The organism is Streptomyces sp. NPDC047853, from assembly GCF_043204535.1.
Taxonomy (GTDB): Bacteria; Actinomycetota; Actinomycetes; order Streptomycetales; family Streptomycetaceae; genus Streptomyces.
Genome location: NZ_JBIDCI010000001.1, coordinates 390,169 through 403,026 on the forward strand (window position 1 = coordinate 390,169; position 12,858 = coordinate 403,026).

General features: G+C 72.8%; 14 protein-coding genes. 8 read left to right on the plus strand and 6 right to left on the minus strand.

Translation table 11 applies throughout. The features are described from left to right. The first annotated feature begins 331 nt into the window (after positions 1–331). Positions 332–826 carry a hypothetical protein gene (locus tag ACGF5T_RS01890; protein WP_366766028.1) on the plus strand — a complete coding sequence of 165 codons (495 nt, stop codon included), beginning with the start codon at positions 332–334 and terminating at the stop codon, positions 824–826. Here the strand turns inward: ACGF5T_RS01890 and ACGF5T_RS01895 are convergent. The 4 genes from ACGF5T_RS01895 to ACGF5T_RS01910 form a co-directional block, all read right to left on the minus strand. Next, positions 795–1,418, minus strand: a complete 624-nt coding sequence (locus ACGF5T_RS01895) for a nucleoside triphosphate pyrophosphatase (RefSeq protein ID WP_356603991.1) — start codon at positions 1,416–1,418, stop codon at positions 795–797. The genes ACGF5T_RS01890 and ACGF5T_RS01895 overlap by 32 nt on opposite strands. Before the next feature lie 40 nt (positions 1,419–1,458). Further along, on the minus strand, positions 1,459–1,587 hold the full coding sequence (mmpB, locus tag ACGF5T_RS01900; RefSeq protein ID WP_356603993.1) for a morphogenic membrane protein MmpB: 129 nt from the start codon (positions 1,585–1,587) through the stop codon (positions 1,459–1,461). A 167-nt stretch (positions 1,588–1,754) separates the two neighbouring features. Next, positions 1,755–1,964 (minus strand): acyl-CoA carboxylase epsilon subunit, encoded by a 210-nt coding sequence (locus ACGF5T_RS01905; protein WP_356603995.1) that lies wholly within the window; start codon positions 1,962–1,964, stop codon positions 1,755–1,757. 18 nt (positions 1,965–1,982) lie between these two features. Next, entirely contained in the window at positions 1,983–3,575 is a 1,593-nt protein-coding gene (locus tag ACGF5T_RS01910) for an acyl-CoA carboxylase subunit beta (protein WP_356603997.1), read from the minus strand. Positions 3,576–3,685: 110 nt separating this feature from the next. Between ACGF5T_RS01910 and ACGF5T_RS01915 the strand changes: the two genes are divergently transcribed. Together ACGF5T_RS01915 and ACGF5T_RS01920 are read left to right on the plus strand one after the other, a co-directional pair. Then, positions 3,686–4,552: a biotin--[acetyl-CoA-carboxylase] ligase gene (locus ACGF5T_RS01915; protein WP_366766029.1), complete on the plus strand. Its 867-nt coding sequence runs from the start codon at positions 3,686–3,688 to the stop codon at positions 4,550–4,552. A gap of 126 nt (positions 4,553–4,678) precedes the next feature. Further along, positions 4,679–5,821, plus strand: a complete 1,143-nt coding sequence (locus ACGF5T_RS01920) for an adenylate/guanylate cyclase domain-containing protein (RefSeq protein WP_366766030.1) — start codon at positions 4,679–4,681, stop codon at positions 5,819–5,821. A gap of 33 nt (positions 5,822–5,854) precedes the next feature. On the opposite strand, the gene ACGF5T_RS01925 is transcribed toward ACGF5T_RS01920, so the two are convergent. Continuing rightward, on the minus strand, positions 5,855–6,553 hold the full coding sequence (locus ACGF5T_RS01925; protein ID WP_366766031.1) for a hypothetical protein: 699 nt from the start codon (positions 6,551–6,553) through the stop codon (positions 5,855–5,857). A gap of 211 nt (positions 6,554–6,764) precedes the next feature. On the opposite strand from ACGF5T_RS01925, the gene ACGF5T_RS01930 reads away from it, so the two are divergent. The 3 genes from ACGF5T_RS01930 to hutH all read left to right on the plus strand — a co-directional run bounded on the left by ACGF5T_RS01930 (position 6,765) and on the right by hutH (position 10,477). Continuing rightward, complete coding sequence (locus ACGF5T_RS01930; protein ID WP_356604005.1) at positions 6,765–7,565, plus strand: enoyl-CoA hydratase-related protein; 801 nt, start codon at positions 6,765–6,767, stop codon at positions 7,563–7,565. A 101-nt stretch (positions 7,566–7,666) separates the two neighbouring features. Beyond that, positions 7,667–8,815, plus strand: coding sequence for a diguanylate cyclase domain-containing protein (locus tag ACGF5T_RS01935; RefSeq protein WP_356604007.1), 1,149 nt, complete (start codon positions 7,667–7,669; stop codon positions 8,813–8,815). Positions 8,816–8,908: 93 nt separating this feature from the next. Continuing rightward, on the plus strand, positions 8,909–10,477 hold the full coding sequence (hutH, locus tag ACGF5T_RS01940; RefSeq protein WP_356604714.1) for a histidine ammonia-lyase: 1,569 nt from the start codon (positions 8,909–8,911) through the stop codon (positions 10,475–10,477). A 119-nt stretch (positions 10,478–10,596) separates the two neighbouring features. Here the strand turns inward: hutH and ACGF5T_RS01945 are convergent, their stop codons facing one another. Next, entirely contained in the window at positions 10,597–10,914 is a 318-nt protein-coding gene (locus ACGF5T_RS01945) for a hypothetical protein (protein WP_356604009.1), read from the minus strand. 109 nt (positions 10,915–11,023) lie between these two features. Between ACGF5T_RS01945 and ACGF5T_RS01950 the strand changes: the two genes are divergently transcribed. Beyond that, positions 11,024–11,377, plus strand: a complete 354-nt coding sequence (locus ACGF5T_RS01950; protein ID WP_356604011.1) for a hypothetical protein — start codon at positions 11,024–11,026, stop codon at positions 11,375–11,377. 232 nt (positions 11,378–11,609) lie between these two features. Further along, entirely contained in the window at positions 11,610–12,854 is a 1,245-nt protein-coding gene (locus tag ACGF5T_RS01955; protein ID WP_356604013.1) for an Ig-like domain-containing protein, read from the plus strand. Positions 12,855–12,858: the final 4 nt, after the last annotated feature.

Below are 12,858 nucleotides of genomic sequence, written 5' to 3' on the forward strand. Positions count from 1 at the left end.
CGACACGGCACTTCGACCCGTCCCCAATGGTGAGCTTGCCCACACGGAGCGTGATTCGAGGCTCACTCGACCCGCGAAATCCCTTGTAGTGCCGCGAAACACGGCACTCCTCGGGCAAACCCTAGCCCTCCTGTGTGGGCAAGGTCTCTGTAAGAGGGTGCTGCGGGCCACTCCGTTTCTTTGTGGAGTCCCTACGAATGGCCCAATGATTCTTTGCCCGCGCCAGACCCCTTGTCGCGAGGTTTACCCGTTAGTAACGTGCCGGATGTCTCGGACGTACTTGGGGTAACAGCTGTCCCGTGCGGCAGCGGTCGAAAGTGGGTGGGGACCGGTGACAGTGCGCAGGCCGGTGGCGTGGACCGTGGCGGTCGTGCTCTTCGTGGAGGCGGTCGGCGTCGCGGCGCTGAACTGGTTCCTCGGGATCGTCGTCGACCGCCAGGACATGTCCCTGGCCAGTCTCGACCCGGACATGATGTCCGTGTCCTCGAAGATCGGCGGAGTCGTCTTCGGGCTCTACTTCGCGCTGTGCGGGCTGGTGGCCCTGCTCGTGGCGGTGCGGGACCGCCCGCCGGCCGGAGTCGGACGGGTGCTGCTCGTCAGCGCGGCCGTGGTGCACGCGCTGCTCGGCGCCTTCGGCTGGGGGCTGGTGGGCTGGCACGCCTTCCTCTTCATGGTCCTGGTGCTGGCCCTCATCGTGCTGCTGCTGATGACCTACGACACCCGGACCGGGCCCGCTGCCGGTGCACCGGCGGCCCGCGGGCCCGAGGACGGCAAGGGCGGCGACGGCGCCCCCGTCAGCCCGCCACCGGCGCCCACAACTCCGTGATGCCGACCCCGAGGTCGGCCAGGAGGCGGCGCAGGAGGGGCAGGCTCAGCCCGATCACGTTCCCGTGGTCGCCCTCGATGCCCTCGATGAACGGGGCCGAGCGGCCGTCCAGGGTGAAGGCCCCGGCGACGTAGAGGGGCTCGCCCGAGGCGACGTAGGCGGCGATCTCCGCGTCGGTCGGCTCGCCGAAGCGGACGACGGTGGAGGCGGTCGCCGAGACGTGGCGGCCGGAGGCGGTGTCCCAGACGCAGTGGCCGGTCTGCAGGGTGCCCGCCCGGCCGCGCATCGCCTTCCAGCGGGCGGTGGCCTCCTCGGCGTCCGCCGGCTTGCCGAGGGCCTGTCCGTCCAGGTCGAGCACCGAGTCGCAGCCGATCACCAGGGCGCCGCGCACCTCGGGCTTCGCGGCCACCACGGAGGCCTTGGCCTCGGCGAGGGCGAGGGCCAGCTCGGCGGGGGTGGGCGCGGTGACCGCGTCCTCGTCCACGCCGCTCACCAGCACCTCGGGGACGAGCCCGGCCTGGCGCAGCAGCCCGAGCCGGGCCGGGGACTGGGAGGCGAGGACGAGGCGGCGGCGCGGCTGCTGATCTGTCATGCCGTCCAGCGTATCGGCGGTGCCGGGCGGACCGCCCGCGCTATCCGAGCCCGATGACGATCATCGCGAGAACCATCGCCAGCGCCAGGAAGACGCTCAGCCGCCGCAGCCTGTTCTGCATGTCGCGCAGTTCCTCGGGCGGCTCGTTCTCGGGATCGGACCACAGCATTCCACCAGCGTGCGGCCTGCTGAGGGGGCGGCGCGTGAGTACGGGTACTCATTCCGGGGCAGCGCCTGCCGAGGGCGCGGATTCCAGGGGCGCGGAGTCTCCTCCGCCGTGCGCCCGCGCGGCGGAGCCGCACGGCGACCGGGCCCCGCGCCCCTGGGCGGCGGTCCCTAGCCCGGCCAGTAGGTGCGGCCCCAAGCCGCGGGGCCCGGCTGCGGCAGGTGGGCCGACGCGATGCGCGACGGGTCGGACCACGCGTCGCGCGGTCCCCGGGCGCCGGACGGCTCCTCCTCCGCCGCCACGGCGCGGGCGCGGACCACCGCCAGGGCGGCGGCCAGCTCCTCGGGGGTCGGGTTGCCCCGTACGACCTTGATGGTCACAGCGGCTCCTTGCAGGACTCAGAGGGGGATGTTGCCGTGCTTCTTCGGGGGAAGGGTTTCCCGCTTCGTGCGCAGCTGACGCAGGCCGCGGACGATGTGGCGGCGGGTGTCGGACGGCATGATCACGGCGTCGACGTAACCGCGCTCGGCCGCCGTGTAGGGGTTGAGGAGGGTGTCCTCGTACTCCTGGATCAGGCGGGCGCGGGTGGCCTCGGCGTCGTCACCGGCATCGGCGATGGTGCGGCGGTGCAGGATGTTGACCGCGCCCTGTGCGCCCATGACGGCGATCTGGGCGGTGGGCCAGGCCAGGTTGAGATCGGCGCCCAGGTGCTTGGAGCCCATGACGTCGTAGGCGCCGCCGAAGGCCTTGCGGGTGATGACCGTGATCAGGGGGACGGTGGCCTCGGCGTAGGCGAAGATCAGCTTGGCGCCGCGGCGGATGATGCCGTCGTGCTCCTGGTCGACGCCGGGCAGGAAGCCGGGGACGTCCACGAAGGTGATGACGGGGACGTTGAAGGCGTCGCAGGTGCGCACGAAGCGGGCCGCCTTCTCGGAGGCCGTGATGTCCAGGCAGCCGGCGAACTGCATCGGCTGGTTGGCGACGATGCCGACCGGGCGGCCCTCGACGCGGCCGAAGCCGGTGAGGATGTTCGGCGCGAACAGCGCCTGCGTCTCGAAGAACTCGGCGTCGTCGAGGACGTGCTCGATGACGCTGTGCATGTCGTACGGCTGGTTCGCCGAGTCCGGGACGATCGCGTCCAGCTCGGCGTCCTCGTCGGTGAGGGCGAGGTCCGCCTCCTCCGGGAAGGCGGGCGGCTCGGAGAGGTTGTTGGACGGCAGGTACGACAGCAGCTGCTTGACGTACTCGACGGCGTCCTTCTCGTCGCCCGCCATGTGGTGCGCCACGCCGGAGGTGGAGTTGTGGGTGCGGGCGCCGCCCAGCTCCTCGAAGCCCACGTCCTCGCCGGTGACGGTCTTGATGACGTCGGGGCCGGTGATGAACATGTGGCTGGTCTGGTCGACCATCACCGTGAAGTCGGTGATCGCGGGCGAGTACACCGCGCCACCCGCGCAGGGGCCGACGACCAGGCTGATCTGCGGGATGACGCCGGAGGCGTGCGTGTTGCGGCGGAAGATCTCCCCGTACGCGCCGAGGGAGGCCACGCCCTCCTGGATGCGGGCGCCGCCGGAGTCGTTGATGCCGATGACCGGGCAGCCGGTCTTCAGGGCGAAGTCCATGACCTTGACGATCTTCTGGCCGTAGACCTCGCCCAGCGCGCCGCCGAAGACGGTGAAGTCCTGCGAGAAGACGGCGACCGGACGGCCGTCGACCGTGCCGTATCCGGTGACGACGCCGTCGCCGTAGGGGCGGTTGGCGTCCAGGCCGAAGTTGGAGGAGCGGTGCCGGGCGAACTCGTCCAGCTCGACGAAGGAGTCCTCGTCGAGCAGGAGGTCGATGCGCTCACGGGCCGTCAGCTTGCCCTTGGCGTGCTGCTTCTCGACGGCGCGTTCCGAACCGGCGTGTGTCGCTTCCTCGATACGGCGCCTGAGGTCCGCGAGCTTGCCCGCGGTCGTGTGGATGTCGGGCTGCTGCTCTTCCGGCTCGGACATCGGGATGCGGCTCCCTGCCTGCTCAAAAGGGGGGACGGTTACTCGTTCGTAGAGTAGTGGGGGGCCTTCCGATCGGCAGTGCGGTGTTTCCCACACCTAGGGTGGGTTGCATGACGCCCCGAGATGCCTCCGACCCCTCGCGCAGCCCCTGGTCCGACCTGAGCCGGCCGCCCCTCAGCAGCACGGCCCTGCGCCGGGGGCTGGTGCGGGAGGACGGGCTGTGGCGGCAGGTGGACGTGGTGCGGCGCACCGGCTCCACCAACTCCGACCTCGTGGCCCGTGCCGCCGCGGGGGAGGCGGGCGAGGGCGCGGTGCTGGTCGCCGAGGAGCAGACGGCCGCCCGCGGACGCCTCGACCGGCAGTGGACGGCACCCGCCCGCTCCGGGCTCTTCTTCTCCGTGCTGCTGAACCCCGCCGAGGTCCCCCTCACCCACTGGGGCTGGCTGCCGCTGCTCACCGGCGTGGCCGTGGCGACCGGGCTGTCCCGGACCGCGGGTGTCGACACGGCGCTGAAGTGGCCCAACGACCTGCTGGTCACGGTCGGCGACGAGGAGCGCAAGGCGGGCGGCATCCTGGCCGAGCGGGCCGGCGACGCCGGGGTCGTCGTCGGCGTCGGCGTCAACGTCACCCTCCGGGCGGACGAGCTGCCGGTCCCCAGGGCCGGGTCGCTGGCGCTGGCCGGGGCGGTCAACACCGACCGGGACCCGCTGCTGCGGGGCGTGCTGCGGTCGCTGGAGGACTGGTACGGGCGCTGGCGCGCGGCCGGGGGCGACCCGGCGGCCAGCGGGCTCCACGAGACGTACGCGGCGGGCTGCGCGACGCTGGGGAGGATGGTGCGGGCGGAGCTTCCGGGAGACCGGGCGCTCGTGGGGGAGGCGGTGGCCGTGGACGGGGAGGGGCGGCTGGTGCTGGCCACGGAGACCGGCGTGCAGCAGCCGGTGGGGGCGGGGGACATCGTGCATCTGCGACCGGCGTGAACGCGCCCGCCCCGCCGGCGCCGGGGTGCCACCGCGGACTCCGCGTGACGGAGTGAGCTGGGGCACACCTGACGTAAAGTTGGGGCCGGTCGAACCTGACCGCGGCAGATCGGAAGGGCAGCAGGCGTGACCGTCGACGACACGGGCTCCGGCGCGGACGGGGACGGCCGGGTGGACCCCGAGCCCGACCCGGACTCCGCCGACTCCGGCGAGGACCCGCTCGCGCTGCGCCTGGAAGGGCTCATCCTGGGCGCCGAGCGCCGCTACACCCCCTTCCAGGCCGCCCGCAGCGCGGGCGTGTCCATGGAACTGGCGTCCCGTTTCTGGCGGGCCATGGGCTTCGCCGACATCGGCCAGGCCAAGGCGCTCACCGAGGCCGACGTCCTCGCGCTGCGGCGGCTGGCCGGTCTGGTGGAGGCGGGGCTGCTCAGCGAGGCCATGGCGGTGCAGGTGGCCCGGTCCACGGGACAGACCACCGCCCGGTTGGCCGAGTGGCAGATCGACTCCTTCCTGGAGGGGCTCACCGAGCCGCCGGAGCCGGGGATGACGCGCACCGAGGTGACGTACCCGATCGTCGAGCTGCTCCTGCCCGAGCTCCAGGAGTTCCTCGTCTACGTGTGGCGGCGCCAGCTCGCCGCCTCGGCCGGCCGGGTCGTGCAGGCCGGTGACGACGAGGAGATGGTCGACCGGCGGCTCGCGGTGGGCTTCGCGGACCTGGTCGGCTTCACCCGGCTGACCCGTCGGATGGAGGAGGAGGAACTCGGCGAGCTGGTCGAGGCCTTCGAGACCACCGCCGCGGACCTGGTCGCCGCACGCGGTGGGCGCCTGATCAAGACCCTCGGCGACGAGGTGCTCTACGCGGCCGACGACGCCGGTACGGCCGCCGAGATCGCGCTGCTCCTCGTCGAGACGATGGCGAACGACGAGACCATGCCGGAACTGCGCGTGGGCATCGCCTTCGGCACGGTGACCACCCGGATGGGCGATGTCTTCGGCACGACCGTCAACCTGGCTTCCCGGCTCACGTCGATAGCTCCCCGGGACGCCGTCCTCGTCGACTCGGCCCTCGCCGAGGAGCTGGTCCGTACGCGGGACGCCCCCGAGTCGGAGGCCGTGGCGGCCGAGGAGGCCGCCGCCGCAGAGAAGGAGGGCGAGGCGCCGCCGGCGTACCGCTTCGCGCTCCAGCCGATGTGGCAGCGGCCGGTCCGCGGCCTCGGCGTGGTGGAACCGTGGCTGCTCACGCGGCGGAGCGAGGACGGGGAGTCCTGACGGGGGCGTCGGCCTCGTGTCCCCGGGCGCCCGTCAGCGGTTGCCGCCGAGCAGGTCCACGCACAGGCCGATGACCGGCACGCACAGGCCGTCCGGGTGGTCGTGGCCCGGCGCGGGCGTGCCGCGACCGGGTGGCGGGTCGGGTGTGGGGCGCGGTGCGGGCGCTCCCGGCCGGGGCGGCGGGGAGGACCGGGGCGGCGGTGCCTGAGCGGGCGGGCCCGCTTCGTCGACCGAGGAGCCCGACGAGCCGGGGACGTCCGACGAGCCGGGGACGTCCGAGGAGCCCGTTGTCCCCGACGAGCCCGACGAACCCGAAGAAAGCGACGAGCCCGAAGCGTCCGTTGGGGTCGTCCCGGAGGGGAATGCGGCAAAGGGCGTGCCCCCGTCCGGCCCCGGTATGAGTCCCGGGGCCGGGAACGCGCCGAGGCCGCCCATGGCCGAGGTCGCCGACGGACTCACCCGCGGCGGGCCCGCTGTGCTCGCGGCGGGGGACGTCCGGTCGGCCGTGGTGCCCCCTGCGTGCTCCGTCTCCACGCGGGGCCCGGCCTCGGCACCGAACCCATGCGCGTCGTCCCCGCCGGGCTCGGCCAGCAGGTGTACGAGGCCCAGGGTGCCGGCCGCGAGGGCCAGGCCGCCGGCCGCGACCATCGCCCCGCGCGGGCGGGGCCGGCGGTGCCTGCCGCGGCGGCTCCGTCCGTACCGCTGATCCGTCGGTGTGCCGGTCGTCGTCATGTTCCCTCCCCGGTGCGCACGCGTCCCCGTCGCGGTGCGGCGGGGCGACGCTATGTGCTGCCGTCCGCGGAGGCGGGACGGTCGGCCGGATGTCACTCGAACGGGTAAGCGGGGTGCTCCGGGAAACGGACGCGCCCGGCCTTTCCCCGTGCGGGTCCGCCTGCGATGATCGGGCGGTCCAGTTGTTAACCCGCGTTAACCGGAGGGTGTCATGAGCGAGGAGCGGTTCGGAGAGTTCGTCCTGGTGCGGCGGCACACGGACGGACATGTCGCGGAGCTCGCGCTCGACCGGCCGAAGGCCATGAACGCCGTCTCGACCGCGATGGCCCGGTCCATCCGCGCGGCGTGCGCGGCGCTGGGCGAGGACCGGAGCGTGCGGGTGGTGGTGCTGACCTCGACACACGAGCGGGCGTTCTGCGTCGGGGCCGACCTCAAGGAGCGCAACTCCTTCTCCGACGCCGACCTGCTGCGCCAGCGGCCGGTGGCGCGGGGCGCCTACACCGCGGTGCTGGAACTCCCGGTGCCGACGGTCGCCGCCGTGCACGGGTTCGCGCTGGGCGGCGGTTTCGAGCTGGCGCTGTCCTGCGACGTGATCGTGGCCGACCCCACGGCGGTGGTCGGGCTGCCCGAGGTGTCGGTCGGGGTGATTCCGGGCGGCGGCGGTACGCAGCTGCTGCCGCGCCGGGTGGGGGCGGCGCGGGCGGCCGAGCTGGTGTTCACGGCGCGGCGGGTGGAGGCCGCGGAGGCGCGTGAGCTGGGGCTCGTGGACCAGCTGGTGGACGAGGGGCGGGACCGGGAGGAGGCGCTGGAGCTGGCCGCCCGGATGGCCGCCAACTCGCCGGTGGGCCTGCGGGCGGCCAAGCGCGCGCTGCGGCTCGGGCACGGGCTGGACCTGCGGGCCGGTCTCGAGGTCGAGGACGCGGCGTGGCGGTCGGTGGCGTTCTCGGGGGACCGGGCCGAGGGGGTCGCGGCGTTCAACGAGAAGCGCGCCCCGCGGTGGCCCGGGGAGTAGCCCCGGCCTGGCGAGACTTACGCCGGGCGAGGGATACGGCCCGGCGACCCTTTCGCCCTGCTTGAGTGACGTTTCTCCCTGAATCTCCCTAGCCTGGAGCGATGGGTGAGGACAGTCGGCTCGCGGCCGTCGTGGCGCTGGCGCAGGGCATGGCCGCCGCGCAGGGCTCGCGCGAGGCGTGGCGGGCGGCCGCCGTCGGCGCGTGCAAGGCGCTGGGCGGCAGCTTCGCCGCGCTGTCCGTGTGGGAGCGCGAGCTGGGCCGGCTCCGGGTCCTGGTGAACGTCGGCCGGCGGGCCGAGGACGAGGAGGAGTTCCCGGAGGACGAGTCCTATCCGGTGCACCAGTTCGCGGAGATCACCGAGTTCCTGCACGAGCGCTGGGCCGGCGGTGGGGAGCCCGACGCCTGGGTCGAGACCGCCGAAGGGCCCGCCGCCGGGCGACCGGGCTACGTCCACCAGCGCGTCGCCGCCCTGCGCCGCCGCGGACGCGGCTGCTGCGTGGTCGCGCCGATCGTGCTGCACGGCCGGGCCTGGGGCGAGCTGTACGTCGCCCGCCCGGTCGGGGAGCGGGTCTTCGAGCGGGCCGACGCCGACTTCGCCACCGTGCTGGCCTCGGTGGTGGCCGCCGGGATAGCGCAGACCGAGCGGCTGGAGGAGGTCCGGCGGCTGGCCTACACCGACGCGCTCACCGGTCTGGCCAACCGCCGCGCGGTCGACTCCGCGCTGGACGAGGCCGTCGAGCGGCACCGCAGGGAGGACGTGGTCGTCAGTCTCCTCGTGTGCGACCTCAACGGCCTCAAGCAGGTGAACGACACCCACGGGCATGCCGCCGGGGACCGGCTCCTGGAGCGCTTCGGGTCGGTGCTGTCCCTGTGCGGGGCGATGCTGCCGGGGGCGCTCGCGGCACGGCTGGGCGGGGACGAGTTCTGCCTGCTCGCGGTCGGGCCGGCCGCCGACGCCGTGGTCAAGGCGGCCGAGGAGCTGTGCCGCCGGGCGGGCGAGCTGGAGCTGGGCGAGGGCGTGGCATGCGGGGTGGCGTCCACGGAGGACCCCGTGGGGCCGGTGCGCTCCGCCCGGCGGCTGTTCCGGCTCGCGGACGCGGCCCAGTACCGCGCCAAGGCCGAACGGTCGGCGGGACCGGTCGTCGCCGGCCGCGAGGGACCCGACGACCCCGTGGTCCGGCTCGCGGACGAGCCCTCCCGCGAGGAGGACGGCGAGCGCAGGCGGTTCCGGGGGCGGCACTCGCCGTGAGGCGGACGCGGTAAGGGGCGAAACCGGTGCCCGGTGGTGACCTACCCCCTCGTGACATCATCGAATTCAGTGCGTACGCTCCTGAATATGGATATGCACAGTGTGATGGTGGGGACCACCGGAGTCACCGCGTCCGACGTCCTCGCCGTGGCGCGCGGCGGCGCCCGGGTCGAGCTCTCCGACGAGGCGGTGGCCGCCCTGGCCGCGGCCCGCGAGATCGTGGACGCGCTGGCCGCCAAGCCGGACCCCGTGTACGGCGTGAGCACCGGGTTCGGCGCCCTGGCCACCCGGCACATCAGCCCGGAACTGCGGGCTCAGCTCCAGCGCAACATCGTGCGCTCGCACGCCGCCGGGATGGGTCCGCGCGTCGAGCGCGAGGTGGTCCGCGCGCTGATGTTCCTGCGGCTGAAGACCGTCTGTTCCGGGCACACCGGCGTCCGGCCCGAGGTGGCGCAGACCATGGCCGACGTGCTCAACGCCGGGATCACCCCGGTCGTGCACGAGTACGGCTCCCTCGGCTGCTCCGGCGACCTCGCCCCGCTCTCGCACTGCGCGCTCGCCCTCATGGGGGAGGGGGACGCCGAGGGCCCCGACGGCACCGTGCGGCCGGCCGGCGAGCTGCTCGCCGAGCACGGCATCGCCCCCGTCGAGCTGCGCGAGAAGGAGGGCCTCGCCCTGCTCAACGGCACCGACGGCATGCTCGGCATGCTGGTCATGGCCCTCGCCGACCTCGACACCCTCTACAAGTCCGCCGACGTCACCGCCGCCCTGACCATGGAGGCCCTGCTCGGCACCGACCGGGTACTGGCGCCCGAGCTGCACGCCATCCGCCCGCACCCCGGGCAGGCCGCGAGCGCCGCCAACATGCTGGCCGTGCTCAAGGGCTCGGGCCTGACCGGGCACCACCAGGACGACGCCCCCCGCGTGCAGGACGCCTACTCGGTGCGCTGCGCCCCGCAGGTCGCGGGCGCCGGACGCGACACCCTGGCCCACGCGACGCTGGTCGCCGAGCGCGAACTGGCGTCGGCCGTGGACAACCCGGTGGTTCTGCCCGGGGGTACCTCCCAGGCCTTCGGCACTGAGGGAGGCCGGGTGGAGTCCAACGGCAACTTCCACGGCGCCCCGGTCGCCTACGTCCTGGACTTCCTCGCCGTCGCCGTCGCCGACCTCGGCTCCATCGCGGAGCGGCGCACCGACCGGCTGCTGGACAAGAACCGCAGCCACGGCCTGCCGCCGTTCCTCGCCGACGACCCCGGCGTCGACTCCGGCCTGATGATCGCCCAGTACACGCAGGCCGCCCTGGTCAGCGAGTTGAAGCGGCTGGCCGTACCGGCCTCGGCGGACTCCATCCCCTCCTCCGCGATGCAGGAGGACCACGTGTCGATGGGCTGGTCGGCGGCGCGCAAGCTGCGCACGGCCGTCGACAACCTGACCCGCGTGATCGCCGTCGAGCTGTACGCCGCCACGCGCGCGATCCAGCTCCGCGAGGGCCTCACCCCCGCGCCCGCCTCGCAGGCCGTCATCGACGCCGTACGGGCGGCCGGCGTCGAGGGTCCCGGCCCGGACCGCTACCTGGCGCCGGACCTCGCCGCGGCCGACGCCTTCGTGCGCGGCGGGCACCTGGTCGCGGCGGCGGAGACGGTCACCGGGCCGCTGCGCTGACCGGGCCGGACGTGAAGAGGGGCCCCGCCGGGAGGACGGGGCCCCTCTCCCGTGTGCGTACTCGCGGCGGACTCACCGTCTCCCGACGGTCAAGAACGCCAAAAGAACGTCAAGTTTCCTCAAAAGTCGAGGCGTTCCCGACGCACCGAGTAGCCCACGAAGCCCGCCCCGAGACCGAGGCAGAGGGCGCCGCCGACGACGTACGGAGTGCTGTCGAAGCTGCCGGTGTCGGCCAGCCGGGTGGTGCCCTCGCCGGAGGCGGCCGTACCCGTGGATACGGCTCTGGCCTGCTCGGTGACCTGCGGAGACGGGGTCGCGGCGGCGGACTGGAGTACCTGCGTGTCGGGTGTCGCGTTCGCGGACGGGACGAACCACAGGGCACACAGCAGACCCCCCGCGGCGGCGGCGGTCAGCAACGGACGGCGAGCGGATGACACGGAATATCGATCCCCTTGTGGCGCTGGCGAATTGGCCGTGTGGGCAGATGTTAGTGAAAGGCGCGGGTCACGGGAAAGTCACGGGAGGGGCCGGCCTTACGCTCCGGACATGAGCACTCCAGAGACATCACGCTTTGTACGGGTTCGCGTCGACCTCGTCCTCGCGATCGACGACGAGGAGGCCGTCACGGGGGCCGCGCTCCAGGCGCTCGCCGACGACGCCGACCTGCCCGACGGGGAACGCGCCCAGGCCGAGCGCGCCGTGACGGAGGACACCGCCGAGGCGCTGGCCCACCTCGTCGACCCGTTCGACCTGGTCAGCGCGGTGCCCGGGGTGGAACTCCAGCAGGCCTCCTGGAGCAGCGAGCAGATCGACTACGACCCCGATTCGCCCGAGTGGGACCTCGGCGAGGATGATGGCGACGAGAACGACCCGGAAGACGAGGAAATGACGGTCGGCTGACGCGGTGTGGGAAAACTTCTGACCCCGGGCGGCAACCACCGCCCGGGGTTTCGTCGTCTCAGGGGGCGCGCACGACCCGCCCTCCCGTCGCACGCCACCGTCCGCCTCGGCGCAAACGTGGCATGCCCCACACCGGGCAGCGATGGGGAACGGGACGAACCGGTCGTAGCGTTGAACGTCCTGACGGGGAATCTCGGGGTTTCCGGAATCGGCAACGATGGAGAAGCGTGTGATGACGGACGGTAAGCGGCGCAAGGGCCTGGCGGCCGCGTCCGCACTGCTCGGCGGTGTGCTGGTGCTCTCGGCTTGTTCGGGCAGCGACGCCGAGACCTCCGGTGGTGGGGACAGGACCTCGCAGGCCGAGGCCGACGCGGCGGCGGCCAAGGAGTCGTCCGAGGCTCAGATCAAGATCACCCCCGACGACGGCTCGGACAACGCCTCCATCAACAACTCGGCCGGCGTCACCGTGAGCAAGGGCACGCTCACCCAGGTGAAGATGACCGCCACGGACGGCACCGAGGTCAGCGGCCGGATATCGTCCGACAAGACGAGCTGGAAGCCCACCGGCCAGCTGGAGCGGGCCACCACCTACAAGCTGACGGCGACCGCGCAGGACTCCGAGGGCCGCGCCGCCCACGAGAACGCGTCGTTCACCACGGTCTCCCCGAAGAACAGCTTCATCGGCACCTTCACCCCGGACGACGGCAAGACCGTCGGTGTCGGCATGCCCGTGTCGATCAACTTCGACAAGGAGATCACCGACAAGGCCGCCGTCCAGAAGGGCATCACGGTCAACACCACCAGCGGCCAGGAAGTCGCCTGCCACTGGTTCAGCACCCAGCGCATGGACTGCCGCCCCGAGGACTACTGGCAGGAGGGCGCGACCGTCACCCTCAAGCTGGCGCTCGACGGTGTCGAGGGCGCCCAGGGTGTCTACGGCGTCCAGCAGAAGACGGTCAGCTTCAAGATCGGCCGCAACCAGGTCTCGTACGTCGACGCGAAGACCAAGCAGATGAAGGTCACGCAGGACGGCAAGACCGTCAAGACGATCCCGATCTCCGCGGGCTCGCCGGAGAACAAGACCTACGAGGGTCAGATGGTGATCTCCGAGAAGTACAAGGAGACCCGGATGGACGGATCGACGGTCGGCTTCACCGACGACGACGGCAAGGGCGAGTACGACATCAAGGACGTGCCCCACGCCATGCGGCTGAGCACCTCCGGCACCTTCATCCACGGCAACTACTGGGGCAAGGGGATCTTCGGCCAGGCCAACACCAGCCACGGTTGCGTGGGTCTGGCCGACGCCAAGGGCGCCGGCGACCCGAACACGCCGGGTGCCTGGTTCTACGACAACTCCATCGTCGGTGACGTGGTCGTCGTCCAGAACACCGGCGACAAGACCATCGCCCCGGACAACGGCCTCAACGGCTGGAACATGGACTGGGCCCAGTGGAAGGCGGGTTCGGCGGTCTGACGGA